11 protein-coding genes are annotated in these 12,897 nt (G+C 69.8%); 7 read left to right on the forward strand and 4 right to left on the reverse strand.

Going from position 1 to position 12,897, the window contains the following annotated elements; genetic code table 11:
* Window positions 1-42: 42 nt before the first annotated feature.
* The gene (gene murJ / locus ASG71_RS02640; RefSeq protein WP_056736786.1) at window positions 43-2,118 is read right to left on the reverse strand and encodes a murein biosynthesis integral membrane protein MurJ; all 2,076 of its coding nucleotides are present in this window, start codon (window positions 2,116-2,118) and stop codon (window positions 43-45) included.
* 61 nt (window positions 2,119-2,179) lie between these two features.
* The gene (locus ASG71_RS02645; RefSeq protein WP_056736788.1) at window positions 2,180-2,680 is read right to left on the reverse strand and encodes an NUDIX hydrolase; all 501 of its coding nucleotides are present in this window, start codon (window positions 2,678-2,680) and stop codon (window positions 2,180-2,182) included.
* Between the two features lie 219 nt (window positions 2,681-2,899).
* Between ASG71_RS02645 and ASG71_RS02650 the strand changes: the two genes are divergently transcribed.
* The 5 genes from ASG71_RS02650 (at window position 2,900) to ASG71_RS02665 (ending at window position 8,877) form a co-directional block, all read left to right on the forward strand.
* Window positions 2,900-4,372 (forward strand): CCA tRNA nucleotidyltransferase, encoded by a 1,473-nt coding sequence (locus tag ASG71_RS02650; protein ID WP_056736790.1) that lies wholly within the window; start codon window positions 2,900-2,902, stop codon window positions 4,370-4,372.
* On the forward strand, window positions 4,373-4,957 hold the full coding sequence (locus ASG71_RS02655) for a histidine phosphatase family protein (protein WP_414826640.1): 585 nt from the start codon (window positions 4,373-4,375) through the stop codon (window positions 4,955-4,957).
* A gap of 653 nt (window positions 4,958-5,610) precedes the next feature.
* Window positions 5,611-5,760, forward strand: coding sequence for a hypothetical protein (locus ASG71_RS16525; RefSeq protein WP_157366161.1), 150 nt, complete (start codon window positions 5,611-5,613; stop codon window positions 5,758-5,760).
* A 205-nt stretch (window positions 5,761-5,965) separates the two neighbouring features.
* On the forward strand, window positions 5,966-7,432 hold the full coding sequence (locus ASG71_RS02660) for a glycosyltransferase family 87 protein (RefSeq protein ID WP_056736792.1): 1,467 nt from the start codon (window positions 5,966-5,968) through the stop codon (window positions 7,430-7,432).
* 5 nt (window positions 7,433-7,437) lie between these two features.
* Window positions 7,438-8,877 (forward strand): phytoene desaturase family protein, encoded by a 1,440-nt coding sequence (locus ASG71_RS02665; protein ID WP_056737234.1) that lies wholly within the window; start codon window positions 7,438-7,440, stop codon window positions 8,875-8,877.
* A gap of 17 nt (window positions 8,878-8,894) precedes the next feature.
* On the opposite strand, the gene ASG71_RS02670 is transcribed toward ASG71_RS02665, so the two are convergent.
* Window positions 8,895-9,593 carry an ABC transporter ATP-binding protein gene (locus ASG71_RS02670; RefSeq protein WP_056736793.1) on the reverse strand — a complete coding sequence of 233 codons (699 nt, stop codon included), beginning with the start codon at window positions 9,591-9,593 and terminating at the stop codon, window positions 8,895-8,897.
* A 43-nt stretch (window positions 9,594-9,636) separates the two neighbouring features.
* Window positions 9,637-10,728 (reverse strand): ABC transporter permease, encoded by a 1,092-nt coding sequence (locus ASG71_RS02675; protein WP_056736796.1) that lies wholly within the window; start codon window positions 10,726-10,728, stop codon window positions 9,637-9,639.
* Between the two features lie 187 nt (window positions 10,729-10,915).
* On the opposite strand from ASG71_RS02675, the gene ASG71_RS02680 reads away from it, so the two are divergent.
* Entirely contained in the window at window positions 10,916-12,211 is a 1,296-nt protein-coding gene (locus tag ASG71_RS02680) for a sensor histidine kinase (protein ID WP_082574764.1), read from the forward strand.
* Window positions 12,208-12,885: a response regulator transcription factor gene (locus tag ASG71_RS02685; protein ID WP_056736800.1), complete on the forward strand. Its 678-nt coding sequence runs from the start codon at window positions 12,208-12,210 to the stop codon at window positions 12,883-12,885. Before ASG71_RS02680 ends, ASG71_RS02685 begins: the two co-directional genes overlap by 4 nt.
* Window positions 12,886-12,897 lie beyond the last annotated feature (12 nt).

Below are 12,897 nucleotides of genomic sequence, written 5' to 3' on the forward strand. Positions count from 1 at the left end.
GCTGCGCGCCGCGGGAGCCCGGCGCGTGGGACGGCAGGGACCTTACTTTTTCCGCCGCCGGTCGAACGGGAAGTGCGGGTTGTGGCCAGGCTGGCCCTGGTAGGTCCGCCGTCCCGGCAGCGGGATTTCGGCGCGGCCCGCACCGCCCTGGGCGGTGCCGGGCAGCTCTTCCTCGGGCAGGTAATTGCCGCCGGTGGCCCAGCCGGGAGTGTCTCCCCGGCCCACGTCGGGTCCGGCCCGGAAGGAGGCTGCATCGAATTCGCCGGAGATCCGCGGAATCAGTCCCGTATCCACCGACGTCGTGGCCCGCTCCGGCGCCGGACGGGCCGCGGCCGGTACCTCGCGGGCCGCGCCCTCGCCGCCGGCTTCGAGCCCGGCCTCCGCGCCGGACGCCGGAGCCCCTCTCCCCAGCCGGCCCAGCAGCGGCTGCAGCAGGTCCTGCAGTTCGGTAACCCGCAGGAGCTTCAGCAGGACAAAGTACACGCCGAGCATGACCGGCCCCACCACGACGATCGTCACGAGGGCGGCAAGCCGGCTGCTCCAGGCGAAACCATCCGCCTGGTAGCTGCCCATCAGCCACAGGGCGCCCGCGCCGGCGACGGCGGAGCCCAGCGCCGCGTAGCCCATCCGGATGTAGGAATTGGCCACGCGCGGGCCGTCCAGATGGCCGAGAAGCCGCCGCAGGAAGAAGGCGCTGACCATGACGGACAGGATGTTGCCGCCGGTGTACAGGATCGCGATGGCAAAAATGATCTGGTCGAAGGGCAGGAACTGAATGAAGAACGCCGCCACGACGTTGACCAGTGCCAGCACCAGCTGGATGAAGAAGGGGGTGCGGGCGTCCTCGTTGGCGTAGAACACGCGGGACATCATGAAGTTGGCGCTCATGAACGGCGTGCTGAGCGCCAGGATGGTCAGCGTCTGCGCCAGCATGACGCCGTCCTGCTTGTCCCCGCCGGAGAAGAACATGCCCAGCGGCCCGGCCAGGGCGAAAAGCGCCAGGGCGCCGAAGACGGTGGCCACGGCCATGGTGCGCAGCCCGTGCGAGAGAGCCCCCCGCAGCTCGGCCCGGTTGCCGTCCTGCGACGCCCGGGTCATGCGGTTGAACAGCACCGTGGCCAGCGACAGCGCAATGATGGAGTGCGGCAGCAGGTACAGCTGGCTCGCCACCTCCAGCACGGCGTTGCCGGGCAGGACGGCGGCCGCGGCCTCGTCGCCCGCGCGTTCGAGCCGGAGCCGCTCGGCGCCGGGGATGGTCGCGATCCGCATGACGTACAGGAAGGCCAGCTGGCCGGCGGCGGCGGTGGCCAGGGTCCAGACGCTGAGTTTCGCAGCCTGGCCCAGGCCGACGCCGCGCCAGCCGAAGCGGGGACGCAGCCCCAGCCGGAGCCGGAACACGGGGACCAGCAGGATGGCGGTCTGCGCCACCACCCCGATCGTGGAGAATCCTGCCACCAGGAAGGTTTGGAACGGCCCCCAGCTATCGAGTGTGTGCGGGTTGTCCGCGTTGGCGCCCAGGATCCAGATGAACATGCCCAGGCCGGCGATGGCGACGATGTTGTTCAGGATCGGCGCCCACATTGCGGGGCCGAAGGCGCCGTTGGCGTTCAGGACCTGCGTCAGCAGGGCGTAGAGGCCGTAGAAGAAGATCTGTGGGAGGCACCAGAAGGCGAAGGTGACCGCTAGGGACTTCTGTTGCGGCGAATAGCCCTGGGTGGTCAGTTCGATGACCCAGGGCGCGAGCAGTGTCACCAGCAGGGTCAGCGAAAGCAGCACGACGACGGCCAGGGTCAGCAGGCGGCTGATGTAGTCGGCCCCGCGGTCCGGGCCCTTGCTGGCCTTGATGATCTGCGGCACGAGCACGGCGTTGAACACGCCGCCGGCGACCAGCAGGAAGATCAGGTTCGGCAGGTTGTTGGCATTGATAAAGGTGTCTGTGACCGTGGAACCGAGTCCCAGGGCGGCGCCTAGCATCCAGGTCTTGCCGAAGCCGAGGAATCGCGAGACCAGCGTTCCGGCGGCCATGACGGCGCTGGACCGCGCCTCCCCGTGCTGGGTCGCCTGGGCGGCGTTTCCGGCGGGGACGGGTTTATCGGAGGGGGTCTGGGCGGCAGGCATCGTCTTTATCGTCTCACCCGGGCGCGCCTTGGTGCGTCATCCGGGCCGACGGCGGGCAGGATCAGCGGTGTCCGGGCAGGACTTCCCTGGCCAGGTCCGCGATGCGGCGTTCGTTCGGGAAGGACAGCTTGCGGGCCAGTTCGTGGATGGGGACCCAGGCGACGTCCACGGCCTCCTGGTCGGGATCATTCTCAATGGTCAGCTCCCCGCCCGTCGCCCGCAGCAGGTAGTGGTGGACCGTCTTGTGGACGCGGTGCCCGCTGACGGTGAACCAGTAGTCAATGCTCCCGAGCGGCGCGAGGATCGTTCCTTCGATCCCCGTCTCCTCAGCGATCTCGCGTACGGCGGCTTCTTCGTTGCTTTCCTTGCCCTCCGGATGGCCCTTCGGCAGGCACCATTCGAGCCGTCCGCCCCGGTTGAGGCGGGCGATGATGGCCACCCGGAGTTCGGCGTCGGAGGTGTCAACGACGACGCCGCCGGCGGACACTTCCTCGACGGTCGGCAGCGAGGCCTGTCCCGGGTGCTGCACGGGCGCCACGTTGGCACCGATTGCCGATGGCAACGGTGCGTTCGTCCTCCTGCCGGGAGCGCTCGGTACGGGATGGGCCATGGTGTCCACTCTAACGACTCTTGCCCGGACTTGATGACCTAAACATGACTGGAAAGTGGCCGGGCGGAAAACCGGCCTGGCGCCGCCGCGCTCCGCCGGTGCGGCGCCCCGCGGGATCGGGCTGGCACCCGGTGTGGTGCTCTCCGGGATTTCTGACAAGCTTAAGAGACTATGGCGCACGCACATCACCAGACTGACACCCACACCGTCGATTTCCAGGTGGATCCGGTGGTTCTCGAACTCGGGCAGCGCTTTGTCGACGCCGGCCATGAACTCTCCCTCGTGGGCGGACCCGTACGCGACCTCTTCCTCGGCCGGATCTCGCCTGACCTTGACTTCACCACCGACGCGACGCCGGACCAGACGGTTGCCCTGATCAAGGGGTGGGCGGACAACTTCTGGGAGATCGGCCGCGCCTTCGGGACCATCGGAATGCGCAAGAGCGGCTTCCAGATCGAGATCACCACCTACCGTGCCGAGGCCTACGACCCGGAATCCCGCAAGCCCGTGGTGGCGTTCGGATCCTCGTTGACCGATGACCTGCTGCGCCGGGATTTCACCATCAACGCCATGGCGCTGCGGCTGCCGGCGCTGGAATTGGTGGACCCCTTCGGCGGGGTCAGGGACCTCCACGCCTCCACCCTGGCGACGCCCGGCTCGCCCGAGGCTTCATTTTCCGATGACCCGCTGCGGATGATGCGCGCCGCACGCTTCGCGGCGCAGCTGGGCGTGAGCGTGCGCGCCGACGTGCGCGAGGCCATGACGACGATGGCCGAGCGGATCAAGATCATCTCCGCCGAGCGCGTGCGGGACGAACTGGTCAAACTCATCTGCGCGGACCGGCCGCGCACCGGCGTGGACCTCCTGGTGGAGACCGGTCTGGCCGAATACGTGCTGCCGGAAGTCTCCGCCCTCCGCCTGGAATCCGACGAACACCACCGCCACAAGGATGTCTACCAGCACTCGCTGCAGGTCCTGGAACAGGCTGCCTCGCTGGAATCGGGGCCGGACGGCCCCGTTCCCGGCCCCGACTTCGTGCTGAGGTTTGCCGCCCTGATGCATGACGTCGGCAAGCCTGCCACCCGCCGTTTCGAACCCGGCGGCGCGGTGAGCTTCCGGCACCACGACATGGTGGGAGCCAAGCTCACGGCCAAACGGATGAAGGCGCTGCGCTTCGACAATGACACCATCAAGGCGGTGGCGCGCCTGGTGGAGCTCCACATGCGCTTCTATGGCTACGGCGAGGCCGGCTGGAGCGATTCGGCGGTGCGCCGCTACGTCACCGATGCGGGACCGCTGCTGCAACGCCTGCACCGGCTGACCCGGTCGGATGTGACCACCCGCAACCAGCGCAAGGCCGACCGGCTCTCCTTTGCCTACGACGACCTCGAAGCGAGGATCGCCGCGCTCCAGGAACAGGAATCGCTGGACGCGGTCCGGCCGGACCTCGACGGCGGGCAGATCATGGCGATCCTGGGACTCAAGCCCGGTCCGGTCGTCGGGCGTGCGTACAAGTTCCTGCTCGAAGAACGGATGGAACACGGCCCTCTGGAAGCTGCCGTGGCCGAAGCCAAACTTCACGCGTGGTGGGCGGAACAGCCCGAGGCCGCCGCCGTCGACGTTCCCCCGACTGAGGAGTCCTAAGTGATTGCAGCATCGAACGGCCCGCGTCCCCAGCTCTGGATCCTGCGCCACGGTGAAACGGAGTGGTCCAAGAGCGGCCAGTACACCGGCCTCACGGACCTGCCGCTCACCGTGGAGGGTGAACAGCAGGCGGTGGAGGCCCGGAAGGTGCTCGACGCCGTCGACTTCGACCTCGTGCTCACGTCTCCGCTGCGCCGGGCACGCCGGACAGCGGAACTGGCCGGATTCCCCGACGCGCAGCTCGAACCGCTGGCCGTGGAATGGGACTACGGCGAATACGAGGGGATCAGTTCCGACCTCATCCGCAAGGACAACCCCGACTACCTCATCTGGACCCACGGCGTCCCGAACGGCGAGGCCCTGGACGACGTGGCGGCCCGCGCAGACAAGATCGTCGCCCGGGTGCTCGAATCGGGCCTGGACAATGTGCTGATCGTGGCGCACGGCCACTTCTCGCGCATTCTCACCGCACGCTGGCTGGGGCTCGACGCCCACGAGGGCCGGCATTTCATCCTTGGGACCGCGAAAGTGTGCACGCTGGGATGGGACAAAAGGACCCCTGCCGTGGTCCGCTGGGGACTATAAAGCCAACGCCGAAAAATTCTTTTAAAGAATTTCCCGGAATTAGTGGCTGACTGCCGCATTCATAGTGTACTTTTATTCTTGACCCCAAGGCGACTTGCCGGGGTCACGGCGCGCGTCGCCCGGCCAGTCAGCCGGAGCCACGGCAGAACAGAAAAGGAGGTTGGGATAAATGATTACTTTGACTAGCGGATGGATGAACTTCTTCGCCGCCACCCCGGCCTCTGTCGCTGCCCAGCGCCCCGAAGCCGGACGGTCTGCCAGCTAGCTCCCGTCCGCCCGGCCTCTGCCGGGTCTGGGCCACCGGACCACCTCCCCAGGAGTGCGGCCGGCGCGGAACATTCATCTCGACGGAACCGGAACGGTTACGCAGCATCCCCATAGTTCGGAACATGGCTTCCTGATGGGTTTGCGGCGTGCTGCATCCGGTGGCCATTTCTTCGCTCCGGCGAAATCATTCAATTAGTCCCGGGCATTCCCATGCCGAATTTAGGGCGTATTCCTTGATTCAAGATGCCTTTATTTGCCATGCCCGAATACTTTTATTTTCCCACGCCGACGAAAGGACCACCGTGTCGATCGCAACCAGTCCAGCCACCCAGGGCGGCGCCGTACCCCAGCCAGGGGAACGGACCCGGCCAGCTCTTCGGAAGGAGGTGACCACCATGATCCGAAAACTGCAGGACCTCCTGACCCTCCACGCACGGCCAGTACGCAGGGACAAGACCGGCTTCAACGCCCGGCTCCTTGAGCATCAGCGCGAGGACGTCTACCTTGCAATGCACCAGATGGGACTGCTCCGCTGACCGGGACAGGCCGGCCGCCGCGGCGGCGCGGATCCGTCCCATCGAAGGAGGAACTGATGGTCACCATCGAAACCAATCCGCCGGGAGCCCACGCGGCGACGCGTGGGCTCCCCCTTTTAATCAGGACCACTGACCTCCCCGCACCTTGCCGGTCCGGCATCGGCACCCAAGCCCCGGCGGCCGGGACGCCCGGTAAGCTCAAGGCATGCAGGAGACAATGCCGCCGGAGCACCGCAAGCGGACCCGACTGGTAATCCCCAGCCGCGACGATCTGCTGCTGCGCAACTTCACCGAACTGGTCGGTGGCCCGCTGGGCAGGCGCGCGGCCCCCGGCGTCGTCTCCCCCGGCTTCTTCACGGTCGAACGGGTCCTTGTGCTGCTCACCGTTGCCGCCGCCGTGGTCGGCCTCCTCATGAAGGGCTACTGCCGCAGCAAGGGCTGGGAATCCCCCGGCCAGTTCTATGCGACCTGTTATTCGGACTTCCCCGAGCTGTTCAGGAACCGCGGCCTGGGCGACGGCGCCTTTCCGTTCGTGACCGCGGGCAGCTTCTTCGAGTACCCCGTCCTGATGGGCCTGATTGCGGGCGTCACGGCCCTGCTCATCCCGGGCCACGGCACAGACAACGCACGGGTGCTGGCCTATTTTGACGTCAACGCCACCCTAATCGCCGCGGTCTGGATCGTGACCGTGCTGGCCACCGCCCGCACCGCCCGCCGCCGCGCCTGGGATGCCGCCATGGTGGCCGTCGCGCCGGGAATCATCCTCGCCGGGTTCATCAACTGGGACATGTGGGCCGTCGCCCTGCTGGCGCTCGGCATGTACTTCTTCTCGCGGGACAAGCTGCTCCTCGCCGGTGTCTTTATCGGCGTGGGCACCGCAACCAAGCTCTACCCCCTGCTGGTCCTGGGCGCGGTGCTGCTGCTGGCCTTGCGGACCGGCAAGCCCCGCGCGATCCTCGTGACCGCCGGCGCCGCCGTCGTGAGCTGGCTGGCCGTGAACCTGCCGGCGGCCCTGGGCGATCCCGCGGCGTGGAAGTACTTCTACCAGTTCACCGAGTCCCGGCCTGCCGGTTACAGCTCCCCGTGGTTTGCCTACAACCTCGTGGCGGGCCGCCTCGGCTGGAAGCCGCTGGAAGCCGCCGCCATCAACAGCCTGGCGCTCAACCTCTTCCTGCTCGCCTGCGTACTGATCGCCATCCTCGCGCTGGCGGTCCGCCGGCGGCCGCGCCTGGCCCAACTGGTGTTCCTGATCGTGGCCGCCTTCATCCTCACCAACAAGGTCTACTCCCCTCAGTTCGTCATCTGGCTGGTCCCGCTGCTGGCCCTGGCCCGGCCCCGCTGGCGGGACTTCCTGGTCTGGCAGGCCATCGAGGGGCTGCACTGGGCGGCCATCTGGATGTACCTTGGCCAGGTGACCAGCGGCGGACCCACCCAGCACAACCTCGACATGCCGTATTACGTGCTCGCCGTCGTTGCCCACATGCTGGCCACCGGCTACCTGATGGCACGGGTCGTGTGGGACATCTGCGATCCGGCGCGTGACGTCGTCCGCCGCGGCGGCATCGATGATCCGCACGGCGGCCCGTTCGACGGCGCCGCAGACCGGCTGCGGATCGACCTGCTCCACCCTCGGGCGTCCGTGCTGCCGCGGCGTGCCGGCGGGGGCAGTTGAGCACCGTGCCCGACGTCGCCGTCGTCGGATCCGGACCCAACGGCCTGGCGGCCGCCGTGACGATGGCGCGCGCCGGGCTGAAGGTCCACGTCTACGAAGCAGCACCCTCGGTGGGCGGCGGCCTGCGGACCGCGGAGGTCATCGCGCCCGGGCACTTCCATGATGTGTGTTCGGCCGTCCACCCGATGGTCCTGGCGGCGCCGTTCTTCCGGGACTTCGAACTCTCCCGCCGGGTGCAGCTCGAAGTGCCCGAACTTTCCCACGGCGTGCCGCTCGACGGCAGCCGCGCGGCGCTGGGATACCGCTCGCTGGAGCGCACCGCGGCGGCCCTGGGGCGGGATGGCGCAGCCTACCGGCGGCTGATGCAGCCGCTGCTGGACCGGCTGGACGGGGTCACGGACCTGACGCTGAACCAGCTGCTCCGGGTGCCAAGGAACCCTGTGGCGGCCGCGGTGTTCGGGCTGCGGACCCTCGAGCAGGGCTCCCGGCTGTGGAACGCGCGCTTCCGCGAGGACCTGGCGCCGGCTCTGCTGACCGGGGTCGCGGCGCACGCGGTGGCGCCGCTTCCCACCCTGCCGGCGGCCGGGGCCGGGCTGCTGCTGGGTGCCCTGGGACATGCCGGCGGATGGCCCATCCCGGTCGGCGGTTCGGCGGCGATCGCCCGGGCCATGGTGGACGATCTCGAGGCCCACGGCGGGGTGGTGGAGACCGGAGCCCGGATCGGATCGCTGGCCGAGTTGCCGCCCGTGCGGGCGACGCTGCTGGACGTGGCGCCGCCGGCCCTGGCCCGGATCGGCGGCAGTGCCCTGCCAGCGGGTTACCTGCGCGCCCTTGAGTCGTTCCGCTTCGGAAACGGGGCCTGCAAGGTCGACTTCATCCTCTCCGGCCCGGTGCCCTGGGCGGCGCCCGAGCTGGCCGACGCCGGAACGGTGCACGTGGGCGGGACCCGGGCCGAGACGGCCGAGGCCGAGCGCGACGTGGCCGCCGGCCGGCATCCCGACCGCCCCTACGTCCTGGTTTCGCAGCCCTCCCGCTTCGATCCCGGCCGTGCGCCGGCCGGACGGCACATCCTGTGGACCTACTGCCACGTTCCGGCCGGGTCCACGGTGGATATGGGCGGCGCGGTGATCGCCCAGCTCGAACGCTTTGCTCCGGGCTTTCGGGACCTGGTGGTCGATTACCGCGTGACCACGGCGGCCGGGCTGGCGGAATACAACGAGAACTACGTCGGCGGAGACTTCAGCGCCGGGGCCATGGACCTGCGCGGCCTGCTCCGCCGGCCGGTGCTGAACCCCGTGCCGTGGCGGACCCCGGTGCCGGGCCTCTACCTGTGCTCCTCCTCCACGCCGCCCGGTCCGGGCGTGAGCGGAATGCCCGGCCTGCACGCCGCACGGCACGCCCTGCGGGACGTCTTCGGGCTGCCGGTCCCTCCGCTCGGCCCCTGACGCCGCGGCGGAACCGGTCAGCGCAGGGCCGCGAGGGGTTCGGCCGCCGAAAGCCGGCCGTCCCGCATGGTGGCGACCGCATCGGTGAACGCGAGCAGTTCGGTGTCGTGGGTGACCATCAGCGTGGCCACGCCGAACTCGTCCGTTACCCGGCGGAGCAGCCGGACAAGTTCCTCGCTGCGCTCCTGATCGAGGGCTGCGGTCGGTTCGTCGACCAGCAGCACCGCCGGATCGCCCATCAGCGCCCGGGCGATGTTGACCCGTTGGCGCTGACCCCCGGAGAGCTGGTGCGGACGTTTGTCCAGCACGGACGAGAGCCCCACGAGCGCCAGCAGCTCCGTGGCCCGGGCCTTCGCGTTCCGCGGCGGTTCGGACCTCAGGTGCGCGGCGAGCTCGAGTTGTTCGACGGCGGTGAGCGAAGGCAGCAGGTTTGGCTGCTGGAAGACGACGCCGATGCTGTTCCGGCGCAGACCGGCCCGGCCGGCGTCCGAGAGTGCCCCGGCTTCCTGCCCGGCGACCACCACGGTGCCCGCTGTGGGCTGCACCAACGTCGCCGCGACAGCCAGCAGGGAAGATTTTCCCGACCCGGATGGGCCGATCAGCGAGACGAAATCGCGGGGACGGAGAGCCAGGCAGACATCGTCGAGGGCGCGGAGGGTGCCCGCGCCGTCGGGGTATTCGAGCGAGACGTGGCTGAGGGTAAGGACGGTATCCATAAATATGCCTTTCAGAGAATGTTTCAGGGAATGTTTCGGGGGTTTAGTTGCCGCCGAGGGCCAGGAGCGGATCGACGCGGGTGACGCCGCGCACCGCCAGGGCGGCGCCGGCCAGGCCCAGGGCAATGACTCCGGCCACCGGCAGCAGGGTGGTCTGCACCGACGTCAGGAACGGGGCGGCGCCGGCGGCCAGCAGTCCACCGGCCACGCCCGCGGCGCCGCCCGCGCCCGCGCCGGCGGACAGCACCACAGCGGCCTGGACCATGGCGTCCTTGAGCACGTAGCCCGGTGAACTGCCCATGGCTTTGAGGACCGCGATGTCCCGCGTCCGCTGCACCGTCCACACGGTCAGGAAGGCCACGATCACCAGCGCGGAGATCCCGTAGAGAAAGGCCTGCATGAGCAGCAGCGATCCGTGCTCACTGCGGTACGAACCGAGCGCCTGGAAGGAGCCCTCGAGGCTGGTGCTGACCGTGCCGACGGCCGCATTCGCGGCCCCCGTGTCCACCGCAGCGCCCTCGTCGAAGCGGACCGCCGCGACGGTGGCCACGGCGTCCCGGCCGGCGAGGTGCGCGAGCTTGCGCCAGTCACTCAGCGTGGTCCAGACGACCCCCGTGTGTGAGTACCACTGGTCCGGGACCACGGCCGCGACCGTGAACGCCGTGCCCCCGATCGAGACCCGGCTGCCGACGTCGAGCCCCACGTCCCCGGCAGTGCCGTCCCCGACCACCACGGTGCCGTCGGCGACCGGCGAGGGTGCCAGGTCCGCGGTGACGCCGAAGACAGCCACACTGGCGGTCCCGGAGGGTGCGCTGCCGGAGCCCAGGGCCTGGAGCCGGCCCTGGCTGATGCCGAGCGGATCGGCACGGTCGACCCCGTCCCGGGCGGCCCAGCCGGCGAGCTGGGCGGGGGTGATCTCAGACGCCGTGAACGAGGCCTCGGGGGCGCTGCCGGCGGGGCCACCGAAAACCACCTGGTCGGCCGGCAGGGCGGCGATGGCGGAGGTGGACTGGTTGCCCAGCCCGGCGGTCAGTCCGGAGAGCAGCACCAGCAGCAGGGTGATCAGGGCGACGACGCCGCCCATCAGGGCGAAGCGGCCCTTCGCGAAGCGGAGGTCGCGGATGGAGAGAAACATGGGGGTCCTTTGTCTTGGGAACAGGCTTCCCTTCCACTGTCCCGCCGCGGCGGGGCGGTGCCATCGCGCCTCCGGATGGTCCGGGGCCGACGTCGGGATGACCCGCCGGTCAACCGTTCGGTTGATTCCGGCCGCTGGCGGGGGGCTTGCGGGCTCCGCCGCCCGGACGCCCGGCTAGGCTGAAAACATGGGAGCAAGAATCGTGCGGGCGCCGGCCCAAGCCCGGGACACCGCCGGTGAGACCACCGGTGAGACCGCCGTAATCCTGCGGGTCCTGCGGGTAAGCCTGCATGTCGGCTTCGCCGTGCTGCTCCTGGTGGCCGTCGTGCGGCTTGCAGCGGACGGGCTTCGCGGCGCCGGCTGGCTCACCCTCGGGCTGGCGCTCGGCCTCGCCGGCGTCTACCTGGCCGGCACGCTGCTGGAAAAGCGCCATGCGTCCCGGCCGGCCCGCTTCGATCCCCGGCCCTACGCGCTGTGGTGGCTGGCCGCCGTCTGCCTCCTGTGGCTGCTCCTGATCCGGGCGAGTCCCGACTTTGTCTGGCTGGCCTTCCCGCTGTTCTTCCTGCAGCTGCACCTGCTGCCCCGCCGTCCGGCCCTCGCCGCCATTGCCGCCAGCACGGTGCTGGTGGTCGCGGCACTCTGGCTCCATAACGGCGGGCCCGCCAGCGCCCTGCAGCTGCCGATGGCCCTGGGCCCGGTCTTCGGGGCCGCGTTCGCCGTCGTCACCGGCCTGGCCTACCGGGCCCTCTACCGGGAGGCAGAGAACCAGCGCCTGGCTGCCGAGGAGCTGCGCAGCACCCGCGCCGAACTGGCCCGCCGTCAGCACGATGCCGGAAGCCTGGCGGAGCGGACCCGGCTCGCCCGCGAAATCCATGACACGCTCGCCCAGGGCTTCTCCAGCATCGTGCTGATGGGCCGGTCGGCCGAGCAGGCGCTGGCGGCCGGCGACCCCGCCACCGCGCGGGACCGGCTCCGCACCGTGCAGGAAACCGCGGCGGCCAACCTCGCCGAGGCCCGCAACTTTGTCCGCGGACTGCAGTCCCCCGAGCTGGAAAAACGTTCCCTGCCGGACAGCCTGCGCAGGCTGTGCGCCACGACCGAATCGGAGGCCGCCGCCCGCGGCGCCCTGCTGGCGTGCCGGTTTGAGACGGAAGGCGTGCCGGTGGAGCTGCCCAACGCCTACCGGACCACCCTGCTGCGCGCGGCGCAGTCCAGCCTGGCCAACGTGCTGCGCCACGCCGGCGCCGGTACCGCCGTCGTGACCCTGTCCTTTGTGGGCACCGAGGTCGCGATGGACATTTTCGACGACGGCGCAGGCTTCGACCCCGCCGCGGTGCCGGAACGGGCGGACGGCTCCGGCTACGGACTGAGGTCCCTGCGGGAGCGCGTCGCGGCGCTCTCCGGCACCCTGGCGGTCGAGTCGGCGCCCGGCGAGGGAACGGTCGTTGCCGTCCGGCTGCCGCTGGGAAAGGACACACCGTGACCGCGATCCGCGTCCTGCTCGTCGATGACCATCCCGTGGTCCGGGCCGGCCTGCGGGCCATGCTCACCGAGCTTGAGGGCATTACCGTCGCGGCCGAGGCCGCCGACGGAGCCGCGGCCCTTGCCGCGCTGTCCCGGCTCCAGGCCCTGGGCGAACCGGCCGACGTCGTGCTCATGGACCTGCAGATGGGTGCCGGCATGGACGGGGTCACCGCGACCGGCCGGATCCAGGCCGGCGACGGCGGCACCCCGGCGCCGCCCGTGCTGATCCTCACCACCTTCGACTCGGACGCGGACATCCTCGCGGCGGTGGAGGCGGGCGCGAGCGGCTACATGCTCAAGGACGCTCCGCCCGAGCAGATCCGCCAGGCAGTGCTTGCCGCGGCGGCGGGGCAGACGGCGCTGGCCCCCGAGGTCGCCGCCCGGCTGCTGGGACGGATGCGCAGCCCCGGACCAGCCCTCTCCGCCAGGGAAATCCAGCTGCTCGGACTGCTCGCCGCCGGCCTGGGCAACCGGGCCATCGCCAAACAGCTGTACATTTCCGAAGCGACCGTGAAAACGCATCTTGTCCACATCTACGACAAGCTCGGCGTCCAGAACCGGACGGCAGCGGTGGCGGCCGCGGTGCAGCAGCGGATCATCCGGCCGCACGGTTCCGCGGATCAAAAACCGTGACATGAGCGCTGT

This window comes from Arthrobacter sp. Soil763, assembly GCF_001428365.1.
Lineage (GTDB): Bacteria > Actinomycetota > Actinomycetes > Actinomycetales > Micrococcaceae > Arthrobacter.

What these genes read in the sequence shown, in the direction of transcription:
- murJ (WP_056736786.1), bottom strand. Translation starts at nt 2,118, where the DNA reads ATGCCTGCCGCCCAGACCCCCTCCGATAAACCCGTCCCCGCCGGAAAC.
- ASG71_RS02650 (WP_056736790.1), top strand. Translation starts at nt 2,900, where the DNA reads ATGGCGCACGCACATCACCAGACTGACACCCACACCGTCGATTTCCAG.
- ASG71_RS02660 (WP_056736792.1), top strand. Translation starts at nt 5,966, where the DNA reads ATGCAGGAGACAATGCCGCCGGAGCACCGCAAGCGGACCCGACTGGTA.
- ASG71_RS02670 (WP_056736793.1), bottom strand. Translation starts at nt 9,593, where the DNA reads ATGGATACCGTCCTTACCCTCAGCCACGTCTCGCTCGAATACCCCGAC.
- ASG71_RS02675 (WP_056736796.1), bottom strand. Translation starts at nt 10,728, where the DNA reads ATGTTTCTCTCCATCCGCGACCTCCGCTTCGCGAAGGGCCGCTTCGCC.
- ASG71_RS02680 (WP_082574764.1), top strand. Translation starts at nt 10,916, where the DNA reads ATGGGAGCAAGAATCGTGCGGGCGCCGGCCCAAGCCCGGGACACCGCC.